Source organism: Flammeovirga sp. EKP202 (genome assembly GCF_014534745.1).
Lineage (GTDB): Bacteria > Bacteroidota > Bacteroidia > Cytophagales > Flammeovirgaceae > Flammeovirga.
Window position 1 is genome coordinate 13,032 of the sequence record NZ_JACVVP010000045.1, and the last position, 18,235, is coordinate 31,266.

General features: G+C 37.0%; 15 protein-coding genes. 3 read left to right on the top strand and 12 right to left on the bottom strand.

Going from position 1 to position 18,235, the window contains the following annotated elements; genetic code table 11:
- Nucleotides 1–71: 71 nt before the first annotated feature.
- On the bottom strand, nt 72–569 hold the full coding sequence (gene tpx / locus IC221_RS21995) for a thiol peroxidase (RefSeq protein WP_044206590.1): 498 nt from the start codon (nt 567–569) through the stop codon (nt 72–74).
- A 151-nt stretch (nt 570–720) separates the two neighbouring features.
- On the opposite strand from tpx, the gene IC221_RS22000 reads away from it, so the two are divergent.
- From IC221_RS22000 to IC221_RS22010, 3 genes are all read left to right on the top strand, one after another.
- A complete protein-coding gene (locus tag IC221_RS22000; protein ID WP_044206592.1) occupies nt 721–1,380 on the top strand; it encodes an HD domain-containing protein in 660 nt (219 codons plus the stop codon).
- A 100-nt stretch (nt 1,381–1,480) separates the two neighbouring features.
- Complete coding sequence (locus IC221_RS22005) at nt 1,481–2,089, top strand: TetR/AcrR family transcriptional regulator (RefSeq protein WP_188171021.1); 609 nt, start codon at nt 1,481–1,483, stop codon at nt 2,087–2,089.
- Nucleotides 2,090–2,192: 103 nt separating this feature from the next.
- Complete coding sequence (locus IC221_RS22010; protein ID WP_188171022.1) at nt 2,193–2,948, top strand: haloacid dehalogenase type II; 756 nt, start codon at nt 2,193–2,195, stop codon at nt 2,946–2,948.
- 200 nt (nt 2,949–3,148) lie between these two features.
- On the opposite strand, the gene IC221_RS22015 is transcribed toward IC221_RS22010, so the two are convergent.
- From IC221_RS22015 to IC221_RS22065, 11 genes are all read right to left on the bottom strand, one after another.
- On the bottom strand, nt 3,149–4,132 hold the full coding sequence (locus tag IC221_RS22015) for a helix-turn-helix transcriptional regulator (RefSeq protein WP_188171023.1): 984 nt from the start codon (nt 4,130–4,132) through the stop codon (nt 3,149–3,151).
- Nucleotides 4,133–4,345: 213 nt separating this feature from the next.
- On the bottom strand, nt 4,346–5,128 hold the full coding sequence (locus IC221_RS22020) for a methyltransferase domain-containing protein (protein ID WP_188171024.1): 783 nt from the start codon (nt 5,126–5,128) through the stop codon (nt 4,346–4,348).
- A 230-nt stretch (nt 5,129–5,358) separates the two neighbouring features.
- Nucleotides 5,359–5,775: a cyclic nucleotide-binding domain-containing protein gene (locus IC221_RS22025; protein WP_188171025.1), complete on the bottom strand. Its 417-nt coding sequence runs from the start codon at nt 5,773–5,775 to the stop codon at nt 5,359–5,361.
- 87 nt (nt 5,776–5,862) lie between these two features.
- Nucleotides 5,863–6,264: a hypothetical protein gene (locus IC221_RS22030; protein WP_052444427.1), complete on the bottom strand. Its 402-nt coding sequence runs from the start codon at nt 6,262–6,264 to the stop codon at nt 5,863–5,865.
- A 339-nt stretch (nt 6,265–6,603) separates the two neighbouring features.
- Entirely contained in the window at nt 6,604–10,590 is a 3,987-nt protein-coding gene (locus IC221_RS22035; RefSeq protein WP_188171026.1) for a starch-binding protein, read from the bottom strand.
- Between the two features lie 470 nt (nt 10,591–11,060).
- Nucleotides 11,061–12,644 (bottom strand): aldehyde dehydrogenase (NADP(+)), encoded by a 1,584-nt coding sequence (locus IC221_RS22040; RefSeq protein WP_188171027.1) that lies wholly within the window; start codon nt 12,642–12,644, stop codon nt 11,061–11,063.
- A complete protein-coding gene (locus IC221_RS22045) occupies nt 12,637–14,253 on the bottom strand; it encodes a glycoside hydrolase family 43 protein (RefSeq protein ID WP_223241456.1) in 1,617 nt (538 codons plus the stop codon). Before IC221_RS22045 ends, IC221_RS22040 begins: the two co-directional genes overlap by 8 nt.
- Nucleotides 14,254–14,340: 87 nt before the next feature.
- Entirely contained in the window at nt 14,341–15,291 is a 951-nt protein-coding gene (locus tag IC221_RS22050) for a C-terminal binding protein (RefSeq protein WP_188171028.1), read from the bottom strand.
- 67 nt (nt 15,292–15,358) lie between these two features.
- Entirely contained in the window at nt 15,359–16,531 is a 1,173-nt protein-coding gene (locus tag IC221_RS22055; protein WP_188171029.1) for a fumarylacetoacetate hydrolase family protein, read from the bottom strand.
- 15 nt (nt 16,532–16,546) lie between these two features.
- Nucleotides 16,547–17,437, bottom strand: a complete 891-nt coding sequence (locus IC221_RS22060; protein ID WP_188171030.1) for an SMP-30/gluconolactonase/LRE family protein — start codon at nt 17,435–17,437, stop codon at nt 16,547–16,549.
- Nucleotides 17,421–18,221, bottom strand: a complete 801-nt coding sequence (locus tag IC221_RS22065; protein WP_188171031.1) for an SDR family NAD(P)-dependent oxidoreductase — start codon at nt 18,219–18,221, stop codon at nt 17,421–17,423. The genes IC221_RS22060 and IC221_RS22065 overlap by 17 nt, the downstream gene beginning before the upstream one ends.
- Nucleotides 18,222–18,235 lie beyond the last annotated feature (14 nt).

Consider the following 18,235-nt stretch of genomic DNA (forward strand, 5'->3'; position numbering starts at 1 on the left):
AACCTTTCCACACAAGCTCTCTCAAACTTTGTGGAAAGGTTTCTTTTTTTAAAGCCTAATCAATTGAAGACTTATAAAGCTGCGATAGCTGCCTCGTAGTTTGGTTCATCTACAGTTTCAGCAACTTGCTCTGTATATTTTACTTTACCTTCTTCGTCAATCACAACGATACATCTTGAACATAATCCTGTCAAAGGACCATCGATAATTTTTAAACCATAAGCATCTTCAAATGAAGTATCTCTGAATGAAGAACCAGTGATTACTTTTTCGATACCTTCAGCACCACAAAAACGTCCAAATGCAAATGGTAAATCTTTAGAAACACATACTACTACAGTATTGTCTAATGATGATGCTTTTTCGTTGAAAGTTCTTGTTGAAGTTGCACAAGTACCTGTATCAACACTTGGGTAGATGTTTAGAATTACTTTTTTACCTTTCAAGTCTTCTAAAGTCACTTCTGAAAGATCTGATTTTACTAATGTAAAAGCTGGAGCAACTGAACCTACTGCTGGTAATTCTCCTGAAGTATGAAAAGGATTTCCTTTTAAAGTAATTTCTGCCATTTTTTTAGCGTTTAAGAGTTTGTAATAAATTCGCTTCTGAGAGCATATTAAAATACTTACTAGATAAATAATTGTTTTAAAATATGCCTTAAATTTGCAAGCTCGTTTGTTGAAAACGTAATGCATCCACAATTTAACAGTTCCATTGAAAATGAATTCACATCAGAAAGAAATAGTTGAAAAAACAGCTCAATTTATTCAAAAAAAATTCGAAGGAGAAGGTACAGGCCACGATTGGCACCATATCTACCGTGTTTGGAAATCGGCTGAGAACATTGCAAAAACGGAAGATTGTGATCCCTACGTTGTCGCATTAGGCGCCCTTCTTCATGATATTGCTGATCATAAATTTTATGATGGAGACTTATTAGAAGGTAGTAGACAAACTGCAGCCTGGCTAAAAGAAATTGGAGCGGATGAAGAAACCATTGAAAAAGTAGCCGACATCGTAAAAAGAGTTTCGTTTAAAGGAGCCAATGTCAAAGACGATATGCCGAGCATAGAAGGACAAGTGGTACAAGATGCCGACCGTTTAGATGCTATTGGTGCCATTGGTATTGCCAGAGCCTTTGCTTATGGAGGTAGCAAACATAGAGCTTTGTATGATCCCTCTGAAAATTATGAAATGCACGAAAGCTTTGATGCTTATCATAAAAGTGAATCTTCGACAATTGCTCACTTCTACGAAAAGCTTCTCTTGCTGAAAGATCGTATCCATACTGACACCGCAAAAAAAATTGCTGAGAAAAGACACCAATATATGGAAGTGTTCCTGGAGCAATTTTATGGTGAATGGGAAGGTAAAAGATAATATTAAGGATGGAAGTAAAACCTAATTTGCTTCCATCCTTTTTTATTTATTCAAAAACATACCACTTGGAATGTTTTTGGATTATATCTATGTTTGTAACATGGAACAGAAATTAAAATCCGAACAGACGCAGCAACTCATTATTGATACTTCTTTCCAACTTTTTTATAGAGATGGCTTTAAATCAACAAGTATTAATCAAATCATGAAGGCTACTTCTTTGACCAAAGGTGCTTTTTACCATCACTTTAAGGATAAGAAAGAGATTGGAGTGGCTGTCATCAATAAGATAATTTTTGACCGAATCCATAAAAACATGATTCTTCCACTTCAAAAAGAAGGAGATGCTATAGAAATATTAAAAGATATATTCTCAAATAAAATTAGAGCATTTACTAATTATGAAAAGGGAAAAGGGTGTCCTGCCAATAACTTGATCAATGAAATTGGGAGTACAGAGGATGGTTATCAAAGTGCTTTAAGGACGATCATTGATCAATGGACCTTAGCGATAGAAAGAGTCATCGAAAAAGAAAAGGAAAAAGGCTCTGTCAAAAAAAATACAGATAGTAAAGCTGTTGCTACTTTTCTAGTCAGTGCCTTTGAAGGCGTACGTGGATTAAGAAAACTATATCATAATGACATTATCCTTGATCAATATTTAGTGGGAGTAACCTCCTATCTTGATCAATTAAAATATTCTAGTTAGACCAATTTATTCACTCATTTATTACCAATTCAATTGGGGGTGCATTTGTAAAAATGTGCTCCCTACTTCCACTTTAAACACTTAAATTATAAATAACAATCAAATGAAAAACCTATTATTAATTCCATTTTTATATCTCCTTTTAGGGTTTAATGTACCTCACAAAGACGAGTATCCTTCTCAAGTAAAAGTCATTTTTCTTGATGTTAATGAGACGATTCTAGACCTCAATAATATGAAAACTTCAGTTGCTGATGCACTAGGAGGAAGAACTGACCTACTTGATATCTGGTTCTCAAAAATGTTACATTATTCTTTAGTCGCTACAGATATTAATAGATATGAGCATTTTGGAAAAATTGGAACGGCGACTTTGCTAATGGTTGCAGAAAACAACGACATACCATTAACCATGGAAGAAGCTAAAAAGGCAATTGTCACACCACTCCGTTCACTTCCTCCTCACCCTGATGTCAAGGAAGGTTTAGAAATTTTGAAAAAGAAGGGGTACAAGGTTATCACATTTACGAACTCTTCTTATGAAGGAGTAAAAATGCAAATGCAAAATGCTCAACTCAATTCCTTTATTGATCAGATGTTGAGCGTTGAAACGATTAAAACCTACAAACCTCATCTAGATAGTTATAATTGGGCTTTAAAAGAGACAGGTTATAAAGCTGAGGAAGTACTTATGGTTGCTGCACATGGTTGGGATGTAGCCGGTGCAAAAGAAGCAGGTTTGAATACCGCCTTTGTTAAAAGAAAAGGAAAAGCGCTTTATCCTTTAGTTGAGAAGCCGGATTTTATGGTCAGTGACCTTATTGAGTTAGCAAATCAGTTGGAAGATTTATTAAAATGAAAAGAAACTATACCACCTAAGTGTGTAAATGGATTTGCAATAAAAGACGGGACAAATAATTAAGCACTGTTCAACATTTTGGGTAGTAAATAAAAATAAGGACTCATGTAGCCCCGTTTTGAATGTGGCCGTTTTCTATTATACCATATTAATATGAACTCGGCCACTTTCAATTTTAGGTCAGAGTTTATACCAAAAGTTTATTTTATTTTATACTTCGTTGAAGCTTCCTTTGGGGTTATATTATAGCTTTTCTTAAAGGCAAAAGAAAATTTAGAGACACTATTGTAGCCTACCAATCTTGCAATCTCAGTAACACTTCTATTTTCATTTTGTAATAACTGCTTTGCTTTTTCAAGCCTTAAATCGGTATGAAACCTTTTAATACTACTTCCGAATACACTCCCAAAATCTCTCTTCAACTTTGACAAAGAATAACCGTATTCATCCGCAATTTCAGAAAGGGCTGGTAAAGGTTCAAAAGGATTGATCAACTTATCTTTCAAATGCATTAGTCTTTGTAGGTCGTCAGGGTGTACAGTACTATGTTCTTGAAAACCTTTATGAAGTAATCGCTCATAAAACACTCCTAAACATTCTATTATGCGGGCCAAGACAATACTATGTGTCATAGGGTTACGCTGATCCAAATCCAAGTCAAAAATATCTTTTAAAAGTAAATGTACTTCTAATGGAGCAATATCATATCTTACCCAATTATGATTATCGGGAAAAAGCCCTTCCAAATACCTTCCAAATTGAGTGAAAATATCTGTCATTTGAGGGATTGCTATACGAAGAGAAATCCATTGTTTTAATCCTCCTCCTTTATTGTGAGTTTTAAAAGAATAGGAAGTATCATAAACTGCCATACCTACCGCCTGTAAATCCATCCCTTCTTCATGATCTTCGGTATTTTTCATAATATCTGTCTTATACTCAAACCTAAAATTTAAGTAACGATCCTCTTTTTCATCTCCTATAATATTATAGTAAATGTCTTTCTCTGATTTGACAGAATGGATTATGATATCAGTTCCTTTTACTAGAGAAAACACCCTAGATATAATATGAAGACCAGGTTTCTTTACCTCATATTTAATTGGTGATAATTCTCCTCCAAGGCATTCATGAACTTGTTTTAATATATGTGCTGCACTTCCTTCTTTTATCTCTATCTCCATTTCAAATTTGATTTAGGCCACATAAGCACTAATATGATAAGTATTCAAAAATAAGTACAAATTCAAAATTATCTTTTGTGAGTACAACGCTAAAAATAAATTAGAATTAACTATGATTTATTTTTGACTTTGTACTTAAAAACTTCTTTACCATTTTCATCGCAAAGAAGTTTTTATAAAAGTCATTTTAAAGCATTTTTTCTGAATTGGTATTTATATCCTTCCCCTCACTTCATTTAGAAACATAGTCATCGATACCGCTTTCTCATCTACCCACTTGTCATAATCTTCAATAGCTCTCAAACGATCACGTTCTGACATATAACCTTCAGTAGTAATTTGTTCTAAGCCTGCGACTTGAGACCAAATCTTGACTCGTTCATAAAAATCTTTTCTTTTATGATCGTACAACTCATGAGATGGCACTACCTGAATATCTTTAAATCCCACCTCTTTCAATAAATGTGGTAAGTCTGTACCAATTGCATTATTAATTCCGGCATCTTTTCTCCAATTTAAAAATGCTTGGTAAAAACGTCTCATGGTCAAAGGAGGCTGAGGAACCCATTCTAATCGGTTATGATTGTAATCTAAAAAGGAAACTTGACCTCCTTCTTTTAAAAGTGATTTTACTTTTTGCAAAGCTTCTTTTACGGTAGTCATCCACTGCAATACCCTTGCCCCTACTATTAAATCAAACTTTTCTTCCGTTTCGAAATTAAACAAGTCTACTGTTTTGAGTTCTAAATTTGAAATATCAGCGTAAACTATATTGCCATGCTCAATCACTTCGTAAGTATTATCAATACCAATTACCTTTCCTGTTGGGCCTACAATTTTAGCGATGTCTTTTGTAATGGCTCCTGTCCCGCAACCAATATCCAATACCGTCATTCCCTCTTTTAAGATAGACTTCAAATGTCTATAATCTACGGCTAAAGACCTTCTATCAAAAACAGTTTTGGCTTCTTCACTCCTTTTAATTGTCTTGTTCATTTTAATAGTAGTTTAAGTCAAGTTTTTTGTAACTCAAATTATAATGAGTCATTATTTACACTTACAAACTTACTATTGAAAAAAAGTAAAATCAGAAGTAATATTTAAAATAAAGATGATTTGAAAACACTAATAACCAAAGAATTAAACATTAATTTAAGACCTTAAAAGAGGATTCAAAATTTATATTACAAATAAATACGACTTCTAAAGAGGTAAAATAAAAGCATTCATTCACTTTTAAAATCTTGAAAAATTCTTTTTCCTTTAAAAAACATAATCTCTGGTAATTTTTTAAATTTTCGATCATACTCACAAAGCTTCAAAAGGTGCTCTAAAGAAATCTCGATGTATTGTACATCTTCCAAAAAAATGATATCAAAAATTTGAGATTTACTTTTCAAAAAATGATAAGTACTAAAAAAGTCCCCTTTTTGAAAAAAATATTCCTCCTCCAAATCAGACGACTTTGATACTAATCGAACGCTACCTTTTTCGATATAATAAAAGCATCTATTGTGCTTTTCATTTTGTAATAAATAGTTGCTTTGTAAAGCTTTTTGGGTCAGAAAAATTTTATTGATCACTGCTACATCCGCTATTGTGATAGGAATGTACTCTGAACAATGAGTAATAAACTGATACATGAAATTGTCAAGAAGTATTGAATCAAAAAAAATCCCCTTTTCAGTAGTTTTAATTACCAAAAAAGGGATTAATATAATACGAAATACTTATTTTAATGATTTAGAAAACACTAATATTTTTCGTTGAAGTCTTGCTCTGCTGTTATAGTCTATTGAGGTAATATCTTTTAAAAGTGCTTTTTCGTATGATGCGTAAGCATTTTTCACATCTCCAACTCTTAAATAATAATCACCTAATACTTCCAATGTATTGTGATTTTCGTCAACAGTTACAGCGTGATCTATCCATTCTTTCGCAAGCTCTAAATCTGCATTCCAGTTGATTGATAATTGTGCAGCTCTTGTGTATGTAGCCCAATCATTAGCTTCAGCTTTTTGAACCATTTTCACTAATTCCGAGTTTTCATTTGACTCTGGATACTCTGGTACTTCAGCTAATAAATTTACAGAACACAACAAGCCGATAAGAGAGATAAGTAAGGTTTTCATGGTATAAAAATAATTAATTTGAACACTAGTTAATATGCCAATAGTAATTCCATAGTTATGCCAATAAATCACAAAACACTGAAATACAGTCATTTAAATACAAATAAACCAACATAACACCATTTACACTTGTTCACTTTTGAACATAAATTACACGTTTTGAACAGATTAGTGTTCGAAATTAAAAAAATAGTCTACCACAAAATGCAGCAGACTATTTCAAACACTATTCGCGTAGAACTAGTGTACTATAATAAATGAATGTAGAAAAAGTATTAAGAGAATGTTAGAACATGTTTGAAACCTCCGTTTGAAGAACTCAAACTTGTTGTACTATCATTATTTTTTGATCACTTTTTTAACTGTTTTTTGGCTGTCAAGATAAATGTTCACCAAATACATTCCCGATTCGAGATTTAATTGATCAAATTTCAATTCATACTTTCCTGCTTCAAATAATTTCCTTGATGTAGCGTAGACTTCTTGTCCACTTAAATTGAAAATCTGAAGGCCTACACTCTTGCTTTCTTTCAGGGTTAACTGAAGGAAGAAGTGATTTGCAACAATAGTTGGGTACAACTTGATTTCCTCTACAGCTTCAATATCAGAAGGGATGTTTCGTGCACTGCTTAATTCAGGATTTTCGTCGTACCATTGTCCGTCTTTATACCACCCCTCATTGTTTCTTGAGAGGTCCAGAGTTTGGTTGCCATTTCCATCATGGAATAATAAACTTGTAGATGATGTGTTTGGAATAGTATAACTAAACCAACCGTCTCCATCGTTGGTCATTGCTACTCCCGGCCAGTTAGAAGTACTTCCATTATCTGTATTCCAATAGTGGAGTAATGGATTGCTCCAAGTCGATTTAAAGTGCACTGTCAATCCTGTTGGTGTTACTGTATTGTCATCAGGATTTTGATCGTACCATTGCCCATTCAAATACCAACCGTCTTTGTTTCTTATCAAGTCAGAAGTTTGTCCACCTCCATTATTACTGAAAATAATACTTGAAGAAGTCACGGCTTCTGGGAATGTGAAAGCGTACCATCCATTCGACTGTGACATACTTACGCCCGGCCATGCTGCATTAGCCAATACTCCCGTCGGAGAGGCATTCCAATGGTAAATATGAGTATAATCTTTAGTGTACACCGTGAAACCACCACTTGGTGCGGTCACTGTAAATGATGCTGTACTTAACGTGGAGGTATTTCCAGCATCATCGACAGCGATAGCAGAGACAGTAGTAGTTTGGGAAATCGACAAAGTGACTTGTCCTTCAGCCGAAGCGGAAGATGTAGTTGGAGTAGACCCGTCTAAAGTATAATAGATCGTTGGTGATGCATCACGATTGTCTGAAGCGGAAATTGTAACATTTCCAGACCCAACAAAAGTACTGCCTAATGGGGAAATAGAAACTGTTGGAGCTTCTGTATCTGGTGTAGTAATTGGTTCACTTACCCACCCGTTATCATACCAAACGTTACCACAAATATTCATTTCATCTCCAGTGATTTTTGTATCACCGCAGAGTAATATCAAATTAGTACAAGTGCCATCAATTGTGTACTCATAGAATCCAGAGTAATCTGTTGAAGCCAACATATTTTCTCCCGGCCATGCTGTTGTCATGGTTCCACCTGTTACACCCCAGAAATAGATTCTTGGTGTTGAACAATCCGTTTTGAAATAGACTGTCATTCCTCCTTCTATTGGTTCAGGAACTGTATATGTCACTGTTTCAATGGCTGAACTTCCAACGCTATTGATTGCGATAGCTTTGAAAGTAATCACATCACCTGCGTTTCCAGACAACACTACTTCTCCATTGTATTGAGAAGATGAAGCAGTTGGAGTACTTCCATCCAATGTATAATAAATTACTCCGTTTTCAGTGACTGATGCACTTACTCTATTGCTATTTTGAGTGAGTATTAAAGTTGGTACTTGAGGTGTTACAACCGAGCAGTCAGGGCATTCATTGTGCCATATATTTCCATCATACCAACCATTTGAGTTTCTTGAAAGATCAATGGTTTTGTTACTTCCATTGTCACTGAATAATAGATTGACACTTTCCGTATTTTCAAATACATATTTATACCAATCGCCTTCATGTTGTGTCATATTTGGCCCTGGCCAATTACTTGCAGGAAGTGAACCTACAGGTGTTTCTTCCCAATAATGCACATTGACATTGTTCCAATTTGATGGCTTTTTGAAATACACTTCCAATCCTTCAATCTCACCAATTCTATATGATAAAGTTGTGACAGATGAAGAGTTTCCTTCCGAATCCACTGCAAATGCTTTGATGTCCATATCCGCATCAACTGCTATTTTAGTATTCGTATATTGGCTGCTTGAAAATGAAGGCTGAGAGCCGTCTGTTGTATAATAGATAGTATAAGGACCTCCAGCTCCTAATGAAGCGGAAAGACTTACTTCTACAGGGTTGTCATATCTTTGAGGTGCTGGTGATGCACTTACAAATGGTAAGCTTGGTCCGCCTTCTCCTGGCTGGAAGAAACCCACGCCATTGCCACCGATCATACCAGGACCATTTAAAACATAAACTGCCGCCGAACCTGATTCTACAGTACAATTCAATGTTCCATTAGAAACCACTGTTTCTGCTCCTGTTACGGCATCTCTGTAAACACCATTAGTCAAACCTGTAAAGTTGAATGATGCTGATCCATCTTTTGCCAGACCAACGGCCACTTCACTGTTTCCATGTACACGAACATAACCAACGCCGTTTCCGCCATTGTCACCATTCCAACGCCATTCTCCTTTTTGAAGTGCTGGCACTGCTGATCGCATCGCATTCAGTTTTTTGATGTGCTGATAAATCTTGTGACTTGGTGCTTGATCCATCACATCACCATAGTATGCTCTACCTGTTTCATTAATGGATTTTTTAATTCCTTCTGCATCATGAATATCCGCAAAAGCCCCTGCCATAAATCGCATTTCCGTACCATAATACACAATCGGAATACCTCTCCAAGTAAACATAAAATTCAAACAAGCAGCAAGGTTTTCATCCGTTCCACCATAACGCTTATTCCAGTCGTTATTCGGACCAAAATCATGGTTATCTAACCATAATAAGTTGGTTGACGGATCTGCATATAAGTGATCATAACGTGATGCCGCTTTTACTCCACCAAAGCCTTCTCCATATTCAAAAGGACCATGAAAACTTGCTTCCGCATAGAAATCAATCACTGCCATTCCTGAGGGTTCAGAAGCATTCGTTGCTCCTCTCCAAGTATACCAGTGTGGATTAATTTCTTCGATACTGTGTAATTCGTGACGCTTCTGTGCTACTTCACCAAAAACAAAAAGGTCTGGGTTGATCGCCTTAAAAGCATCCAAGAAATACAGTACATCTTCTTTAGACATGTGCTTGATGGTATCCCATCGGAATGCATCCACGCCCATTTCAATAAATGTCTTATAAGCATTGACTAAATACTCTCTTACAACTGGGCTTGATGTATTCAAATCAGGTGTATCTCCAGCTAATGCTCTATTGTAAAGGTTTTCTGTATCATCCCAACCTTGAGCAAAACCGTTTCCACTTTGATGATACCAATCTGGATCTGTGGTATTGACATAAGAAACAGTAGACGGCCAATTGTAGTTGGCGAGGTCTTCATTATAAGGTGCTGGTAATTCAGGAAGATTTGCTCTACTCCAAATCAAACCATCATCTGGGTTCGGAGTCATACCGTCGTACTCCCAATTAGGATTGGGTTGTAGTGGGTTCCCATTTAGATCTTGTCCCCATACTTCTGAAGTATCAGTGTTGTATTTGATTTCTGCTAAACCTTTGATACCAAAACGTCCGGCGTGATTGGTCACCACATCCAAAACGATTTTCATATCTCTGGCATGCACTTCATTAATTAGATCCTGGAAGGTAGCTCCTGGAGACTCTAACCTTGGGTCTACTTTCGTAAAATCATACGCATGATAGCCATGGTAATCCAATGGACTCCAGTTTTGAACAATTGGAGTGATCCAAATCGATGTAAAACCAAGGTCTTTGATATAATCTAGTTTTTGGATTAGACCTTTAAAGTCCCCTTTCCAAGTGACATCATTAGGATCTGTAATAGCGGGGTTAATTTCTGGATCTGGATTGTAAGAGCTCCATTCATTGGGGACGTTATTCCCCGGATCTCCATCAAAGAAGCGGGTCGTCATTAAGAAGTAAATAGTTTCTTCGCGAAAATCAGTTTGTGCGAAGAGCATATTGGCTCCAACACTCAAACATAGAGAGAGCGACAATAGCCATTTTGTAAATTTCATTTTCATACTTTTAGTTGTTTACCAAGTAGAGGACCATGCATCTTAGGGTTTCATTTTTATACCCTCTGACAAATAGTTTGCTACTTCATTCAAGTCAGTTAAATTGTTATTCTTTCCGGAAAGTCACTTCAAGCTGTTTTTACAATGTTAGTACTTTGGGTGCTGCAATGCGTTCCGATGGATAATAAATGGGTGTTTTTAGAAAGTGGTACGTAGCGGTGGAGGGAAGGGAACTTTACAAGAATTGCTTTCTAAGTACTAGAACAAAAGAAAATATGGTTTGTGAAATGTAAAGCATTTCGGCTCTACAGAGATTAAACTTTCAATGTAAAGAATAAGCAAAATAAATAGGTTTCGTTTAATGGATCCACAATGCCTTGTAGCTTACGATGCATCATAATTGACTCACAAAAAAAGACATAGCAAAAATGCCATGTCTTTCTAATTCTCATTAAATCTACCTGAATCATCTAAATTACTTTATCTGAATATTCACCGTTAAGCTTTCTGTAGAGCTGTAAAGGATTTTCGTTTTTAAGTGTATCTGGCAGTAATTTGTCTGGTATATTTTGATAGGCAACAAACCTTGCAAAACGTACTATGGCTTCACCTCCAACACTTGTAGCCCAACCAATTGAAGAAGCTGGGTAAGGTCCTCCGTGTTGCATAGACGGATTGACATCAACACCTGTTGGATAACCGTTGAAAATGATTCTACCTACTTTTAATTCTAAGATATTGATCAATTCTGATGTCAATTCATCATCCCCATCGGAGTGAATCGTTGCGGTTAATTGTCCTTCTAAATGCTTTGCTAAACGCAACATATCCTTGTCGCAAGTCACTTCAACAACCAATGTCACTGGACCAAAAATTTCTTCGTGGAGTGATTTATCATTGATGAAATGATCTATAGTAGTTTTGAATAATGCATTGGGTGGCGTTTTCTCGTTTTCATTCCATTCTGCCTCGTTGACCCACTCCACATTTGGATTGTTTTTCAAACGGACAAGTCCATGGTAATAAGAAGAAAGAATACCTTTATTCAACATCACTCCTCTGCTATTATCATTTAATTGTGAGGCTAAACCTTTGATAAATTCATCATCAATGGTCGTTACAATCAAACCGGGGTTGGTACAAAACTGTCCTACACCTAAACAAACAGAAGTTGAAAGCCCTGCAATCAATTCTTCTTTTTTATTATCTAATGCTTTTTTTCCTATAAAAACAGGATTGATACTTCCCATTTCAGCATAAACTGGAATAGGATCAGGACGGGAAGCGGCAATGTCCATCAAAGCTTTCCCTCCTTTGAAAGATCCTGTAAAACCTACTGCTTGAGTGATAGGGTGTTTTACCAATTTTGCTCCTAAATCATTTCCAACACCTTGTAATAATGAGAAAACACCTTTAGGCATATCGGTTTTGGAAGCCGCAGTTTCAACCGCCTGAGCAAAAAGTTCTGAAGTTTCAGGATGAGAAGGATGCCCTTTCACTACTACAGGGTTTCCTGCCGCCAATGCTGAGGCTGTATCACCTCCCAAAGTACCGAATGCAAACGGGAAATTAGACGCTCCAAAAACCACAACAGGCCCAATTGGTCGCATCATTCTCCTAATATCTGGTTTTGGTACTGGCTGACGATCTGGAATGGCCGTATCAATGCTCGGCTGTGTCCATTGCCCTGCCTCAGCAATACTCGCAAAGGCTCTGATTTGTCCACATGTCCTTCCTCTTTCACCGGTTAACCTTGGAATACCTAACCCACTTTCTCTATGCCCTACTTCCAATAGTATATCTCCTAAAGCTTCAATTTCATCTGCAATTGCATATAAAAATTGTGAGATTTCTTTACCACTTAGATTTCTATATGTTTCAAAAGCATCTTGTGCTTTGTGCATTGCCAATTCAATTTCTTTATCCTCTGAAGTATAAAACCTTCCTATCGATTCATCAGTGACAGGATTGATAGAGGAGAAAAGTTCTCCAGTAGGCTTTAACCATACACCTCCTATATAAGAGCTTCCCGAAATAGTTTTTTCTTTAATCATGAGTCAATTCTTTATAGCTGAAATATTCAAAATCGGCGTGCTGTCTTCTGCCTGATAGATCTTGACAGCAAACACCTACAAACGCTCCTGTAAATGCTGCTCTGTAACGTACATTTTCATCTCTTACGTACTCATCTGATAGAATACTCCCATCCAAAACAGGTCCTACTTTCTGCCATTCTCCTTCTTTGACGGCATAGTAGAATTGTAATTGAGCACCATTGTAATCCATTTTCATCCACACTTTTTCTGCGTCTGAAACATCAATGGGTTCAATTGGTTCTTGCTGATCATACTTATCACAAGTGATGATATACAATTCTTTTTTGGAGCCATCATCATTGCCCATTATGTGTAAGTAGTGGTAATGGAATGTATTGTAATACGCTACCAAACCGGCCATTTGCTGAAATGAAACAGGATCAAATTCTACACAAGTTTCCGCTATCACATGATGTTCCTGTACTCTATGAGCTACTAATGATTGTCTGAAAACGGAGCTTAACGATTCTCTGCCGTACAATCTCAAATAGCCTTCTCTATCATTTTGAGTAATCCAATCTTCCGTCATAGGGACTCTTAAGGCATGAAGATGGATATCCAATGGCTGATCTGGAGCAAAAGTGATTTTCTCTACCTTAGGCTTTGGTTTGTATTCTGGAAGTTGAGGTGCTTCTACTTCTTTTCTCGGCACATTATTATCCCCCACTTTATACAGCCAATCGTCCTCTCTCCATTCAAACTTTTCAATGGCTGACTCTCTACCTGTAATACATCTTCCTCTTTCTGTCAATGGTCTTCCTACTAAGAAGACACCGTACCACTCTCCATTTTGTGTTTCTACAAACTGACCATGACCTGATCTTTGTAAGTAGTTTTGAGGAGTATCTTTACAGGTGATAATCGGATTCTGAGGGTGTACTTCGTAAGGACCAAATAAGCTTTTTGATCTCGCTAAAGTCATGGCGTGATTAAACTCTGTTCCACCTTCAGCGGTCAATAAATAATAGTAACCATTTTTCTTAAAGATATGTGGTCCTTCTGTTCCTCCTAGTTCTGTTCCTGGGAAGATATAGTGAATATCACCGACCAACTTCTGCTCTTCTTCTGAATACTCCTGCAATACAATTCCACCGAAAAACTTACGCTTACGGTGATCCATAATCATATTGACTAACCATATTTTTCCGTCATCATCATGGAAGAAAGATGAGTCAAACCCGCTTGAATTCAAATACACTGGCTCTGACCATGGTCCCATAATATCTTTTGATGTCACTACATAGTTAGGCGTATCTTTCCATGTTGCCCCATCAAAACTCAAGACATTAGTGTATAATAAATAATAAGTCTGATTGTGCTCATTGTAACTTAAACAGGGCGCCCAAACTCCACCTGAATCAGGCACACCTCTCATGTCTAACTGTGATGCTCTATCTAATGGTCTCGTGATCAATTCCCAATTCACTAAATCTTTAGAATGGTGAATCTGATATCCTGGAAACCACTCAAACGTTGATGTTGCTATATAATAATCATCCCCTCTTCTTAGAATACTTGGGTCTGGATTGAACCCTCTAAGGATGGGATTTTGAATCATTTTTGTCATTTCTTTTTTTATTAAAATATGAATATTTTTTGCGGGTTGACACATAGGTCAACCCAACGTGAGGCGGGTCGACACGTAGGTCGACCCCTACACCACCTGGCATCGTAGTGCTTCCCCATTTAATGTACGCTCCACCTCTTCGGCAGCATAGCGTTGTAATCTCCTTACACTTGCTTCACTATAATAAGAAATATGAGGTGTCATTAAAATATTTTTTGCTGTTCTCAATGGATGATCTGTTTCCATTGGTTCCGTTTCAAAAACATCAATTCCAGCGTTAGCAATCTCTCCTTGATTCAATGCCTCCGCTAGCTCTTTTGTATGGATCAGTGCTCCTCTTGAGGTATTAATCAATGTAGCAGTTGATTTCATTTTGACCAACCTTTCATAATTGATCAAATGATGTGTCTCAGGTGTGTGCGGTAAATGCAGTGAAAGAATATCAGCCATCGCGATAGCATCCTCTAATTCTACCTTTTGAACACCAATACTTGCTAAAATATCTTTTGAGACATAAGGATCATAAGCAAAACAGTTGAATCCAAAAGACTGCATTCTCTTAATGGTTTCTCTTCCTATTCTACCAGCACCGAGAGCCACAAAATTCATATCTGAAAACGACTTTAGTTCGGTAGGAGTAGCGGCAGGCCATTGATGATCGACAATTGACTGATGCCAAAATGGGAGCTGTCGACCTAAGGAAGCAGCTAATGCTGCGGCGTGATCTGCCACCTCTGCAATACCATAATCTGGAACATTACACACTGCTATTCCATATTTTTTGGCTGCTTCTAAATCAATATTATCCACCCCTATTCCATACCTCACTATCACTTTAGCGTTGTTTAACTGAGAAAGGATTCTATCTGAATAAATACCGTACTGTACCAAAAGTGCATCTGCGTCTTTTGCTACTTCTATTATTTTATCTTCTTCTTTATGTTGATAGATCTCAAGGTTGAATCCTGCTCTATCACATACTTTTTTTTCTTCTTCAAAGGCTCCTGCAAAATTGCAGTCTGAGATTACTACTTTCATCTTGTTTGATTTAAATTCGTAAAGGAGGTGATTCATGTGGTTCGGCTACACATTATTTATTGTCTCCTTACGTTGTCAATACTCCTCTTTTGGTCAGGTTTTTCATCAATTCTGAGATACCAAAAGTCCACCTAGGAGCTTTATCAGTATGATTGACTGTATTGGTCAACATTCCCAATTTGGCTGAGGATATAGAAACAACATCACCTACTTTGTGAGTGAAACCATTGCCTTTATCACCTCTATCTTTAGTGGGAGCGAATAGCGTTCCTGTGAAAAGAGCAAAGCCATCTGGGTATTGGTGATTGTCACTGAAGGTTTGTCCTACCAAATCCAAAACATCTCTACTGATTTGTGTCATATCACTCTTATCATCGAGAATAAATCCGTCTTCTTTACCTTGTACCAACACTCTCACTTCTGCCTGACGAACATCTTCAATTGAAAAAGTTTCATCGAAGATTCTAATGAACGGGCCTATCGAACAAGACGCATTATTGTCTTTTGCTTTCCCCAACAACAGCGCACTTCTACCTTCTATGTCTCTAAGGTTTACATCATTGCCCAACGTGGCTCCGATCACTTCTCCGTTACCATTGACCGCCAATACAATTTCCGGTTCAGGGTTATTCCACTCTGAGATGGGCAAAATCCCAATTTCTGCTCCTACACCTACAGAAGACATCGGTTGAGCCTTTGTAAATACTTCTGCGTAAGGACCAATTCCTACTTCCATATATTGTGACCACATTCCTTCTGCCTGCAATACTTCTTTCAGATCTTCTGAAGCTTTCGAACCTGGCACAATCTCACGAACATCTCCTCCAATTTTATCATTGATCATTCCTCTTAGCTCATCCGCTTTCGAAGCGTCACCACCAGCTCTTTCTTCAATTACTCTTTCCAGCATTGAAACCATAAAGGTCACTCCACATGCCTTGATGGCTTGAATATCAAAAGGAGAAATAAAATGCGTTTTATCCTTTCTACCTTCAAGAGCATTTTCCATCAATTCTTCATAACTCCCTAACTTATCTAGCAAAGCGGTATTTATTGTACTTAAATCAATATTAAGGTTGAATAAATCTGAAGTTGTTGGTGCTAATGTTGTCAAATTATACACACCTTCTTTTTTAATCAATACGGGTGCTGGACCTGTTTCAATGCCCACCATCCATACTCTTCCTATTAATGTTCCCTCAAACTGATCTACTGGTAAATATTGTTTTAAATCATTCATTGTATTGTTTGTTTATTAATATTGAACTAATGGTGTAGGAAGTCCTTTTACACCAGGTTTGAAAGAAAATAAGCTTCCTGCTAAAGGATATTCCTGTTTGTCTTCATCGGTCATCAGATATCTTGCCGTTGTGATGTATAAAGTATCCAAATTTTCTCCTCCGAAAGTGCAACTAGTAATATTAGGTACTGGCATTTCATACACCTCCAATACCTCTCCTTGAGGTGAAAATTTTGTTATTCTTGCTCCCGCAAAAGAACATTGCCACAAATTACCTTCAACGTCAACAGTAAGTCCGTCGGGGTATCCTTCTGGATCGGTGAATTGATATAAGACTCTTTTATTTTTGATATCTTGTTCTTCGATATCATAAGCATAAATCAACCTTTTAATGGTATCATTATGATAAAGCGTTTTTCCATCTGGACTAAATGCAGGGCCATTAGTAATGATATAATCACTATCTAAATGTGCTACTTTTCCACCTGCTCCTAACCGATATAAACTTCCTGATTCTTTCTTTTCGTTTTCATCCATTGAACCTGCCCAGAAATTACCTTTGGAATCCACTTTCCCATCATTAAATCTATTTTCTGGAAGATGTTCTTCCAACGACTGAATCATTTTATAATCATCGTTTTCAAAATCAACCAAAGCAAAGCCATCTCGAACGGTGCCGATAAAACCTCCCTTCTCTCTAAATGCCAAACTTGTCAACTCAAAACTCAATTGCCATGACTTTTTAGATTGATTAAAAGTAGAATAACGGTGTACTTTCTTTTCTACAATATCCAGCCAATAGACCGCCTGTTCGTGTTCCACCCAAAGTGGCCCTTCTCCAAGAGTAGATGGAATGTTCCAAATACATTCCAACGTTTCTATATTTTTATTAATTACTGCCTGCATACTCTGCATCTTCTCCGATTCCTTCACCTCCTAAACCAAGGTAACCACCATCTACAGGCAGGTCTGTTCCCGTAATAAAGCTTGCTTCATCACTACATAAAAACATACACGCACTCGCTACTTCTTCTGGCTTTCCGCATCTTCTCATCATATGGAATTTCCCCCAGATAGGTTCATATTTTTCTTGATCATACCCAGCTGACTTGATCACTTCCCTTGTCCAAATCCACCCCGGGCTCACCGAGTTTACTCTAATTCCCATAGGTGCAAGATCCAACGCTGCACATTTTGTTAATTGATTTACGGCACCTTTTGCTGCATTGTATGTCCATCTTCCTGGCTGTGCTATATGTGCCGAAATACTAGAAATATTGACAATAGCTCCTTTACCTTGTTGTTGCATTAGTTTACTCACCTCTTGGATCATCTTTGCAAAACCAATAGGCCCCACTTCCAACGAACGTTGCCATTCACTACGCTTTGCGTCTATTCCTGCTGCAATAAATGAAAACGCATTATTGATTAAGAAATCCAAGCCTCCCATTTTTTCAATTGCAAAAGCGACCTGCTCTTCACAAAACTTTTCATCCAACATATCTCCTTGAATGAAATAGACCTCTCCTCCTTTTGCGCTCAACTCTTCCACGGCAGCTAACCCTGTTTCTTCTTCTATATCCGAAATAACAACGGAACATCCATAAGAAAGAAATGCTTCTACACATGCCCTTCCAATTCCTTGTGCCCCTCCCGTGACTAATGCTCTTTTACCTTGTAATCCTTTCATAATAGTAGCTTAAA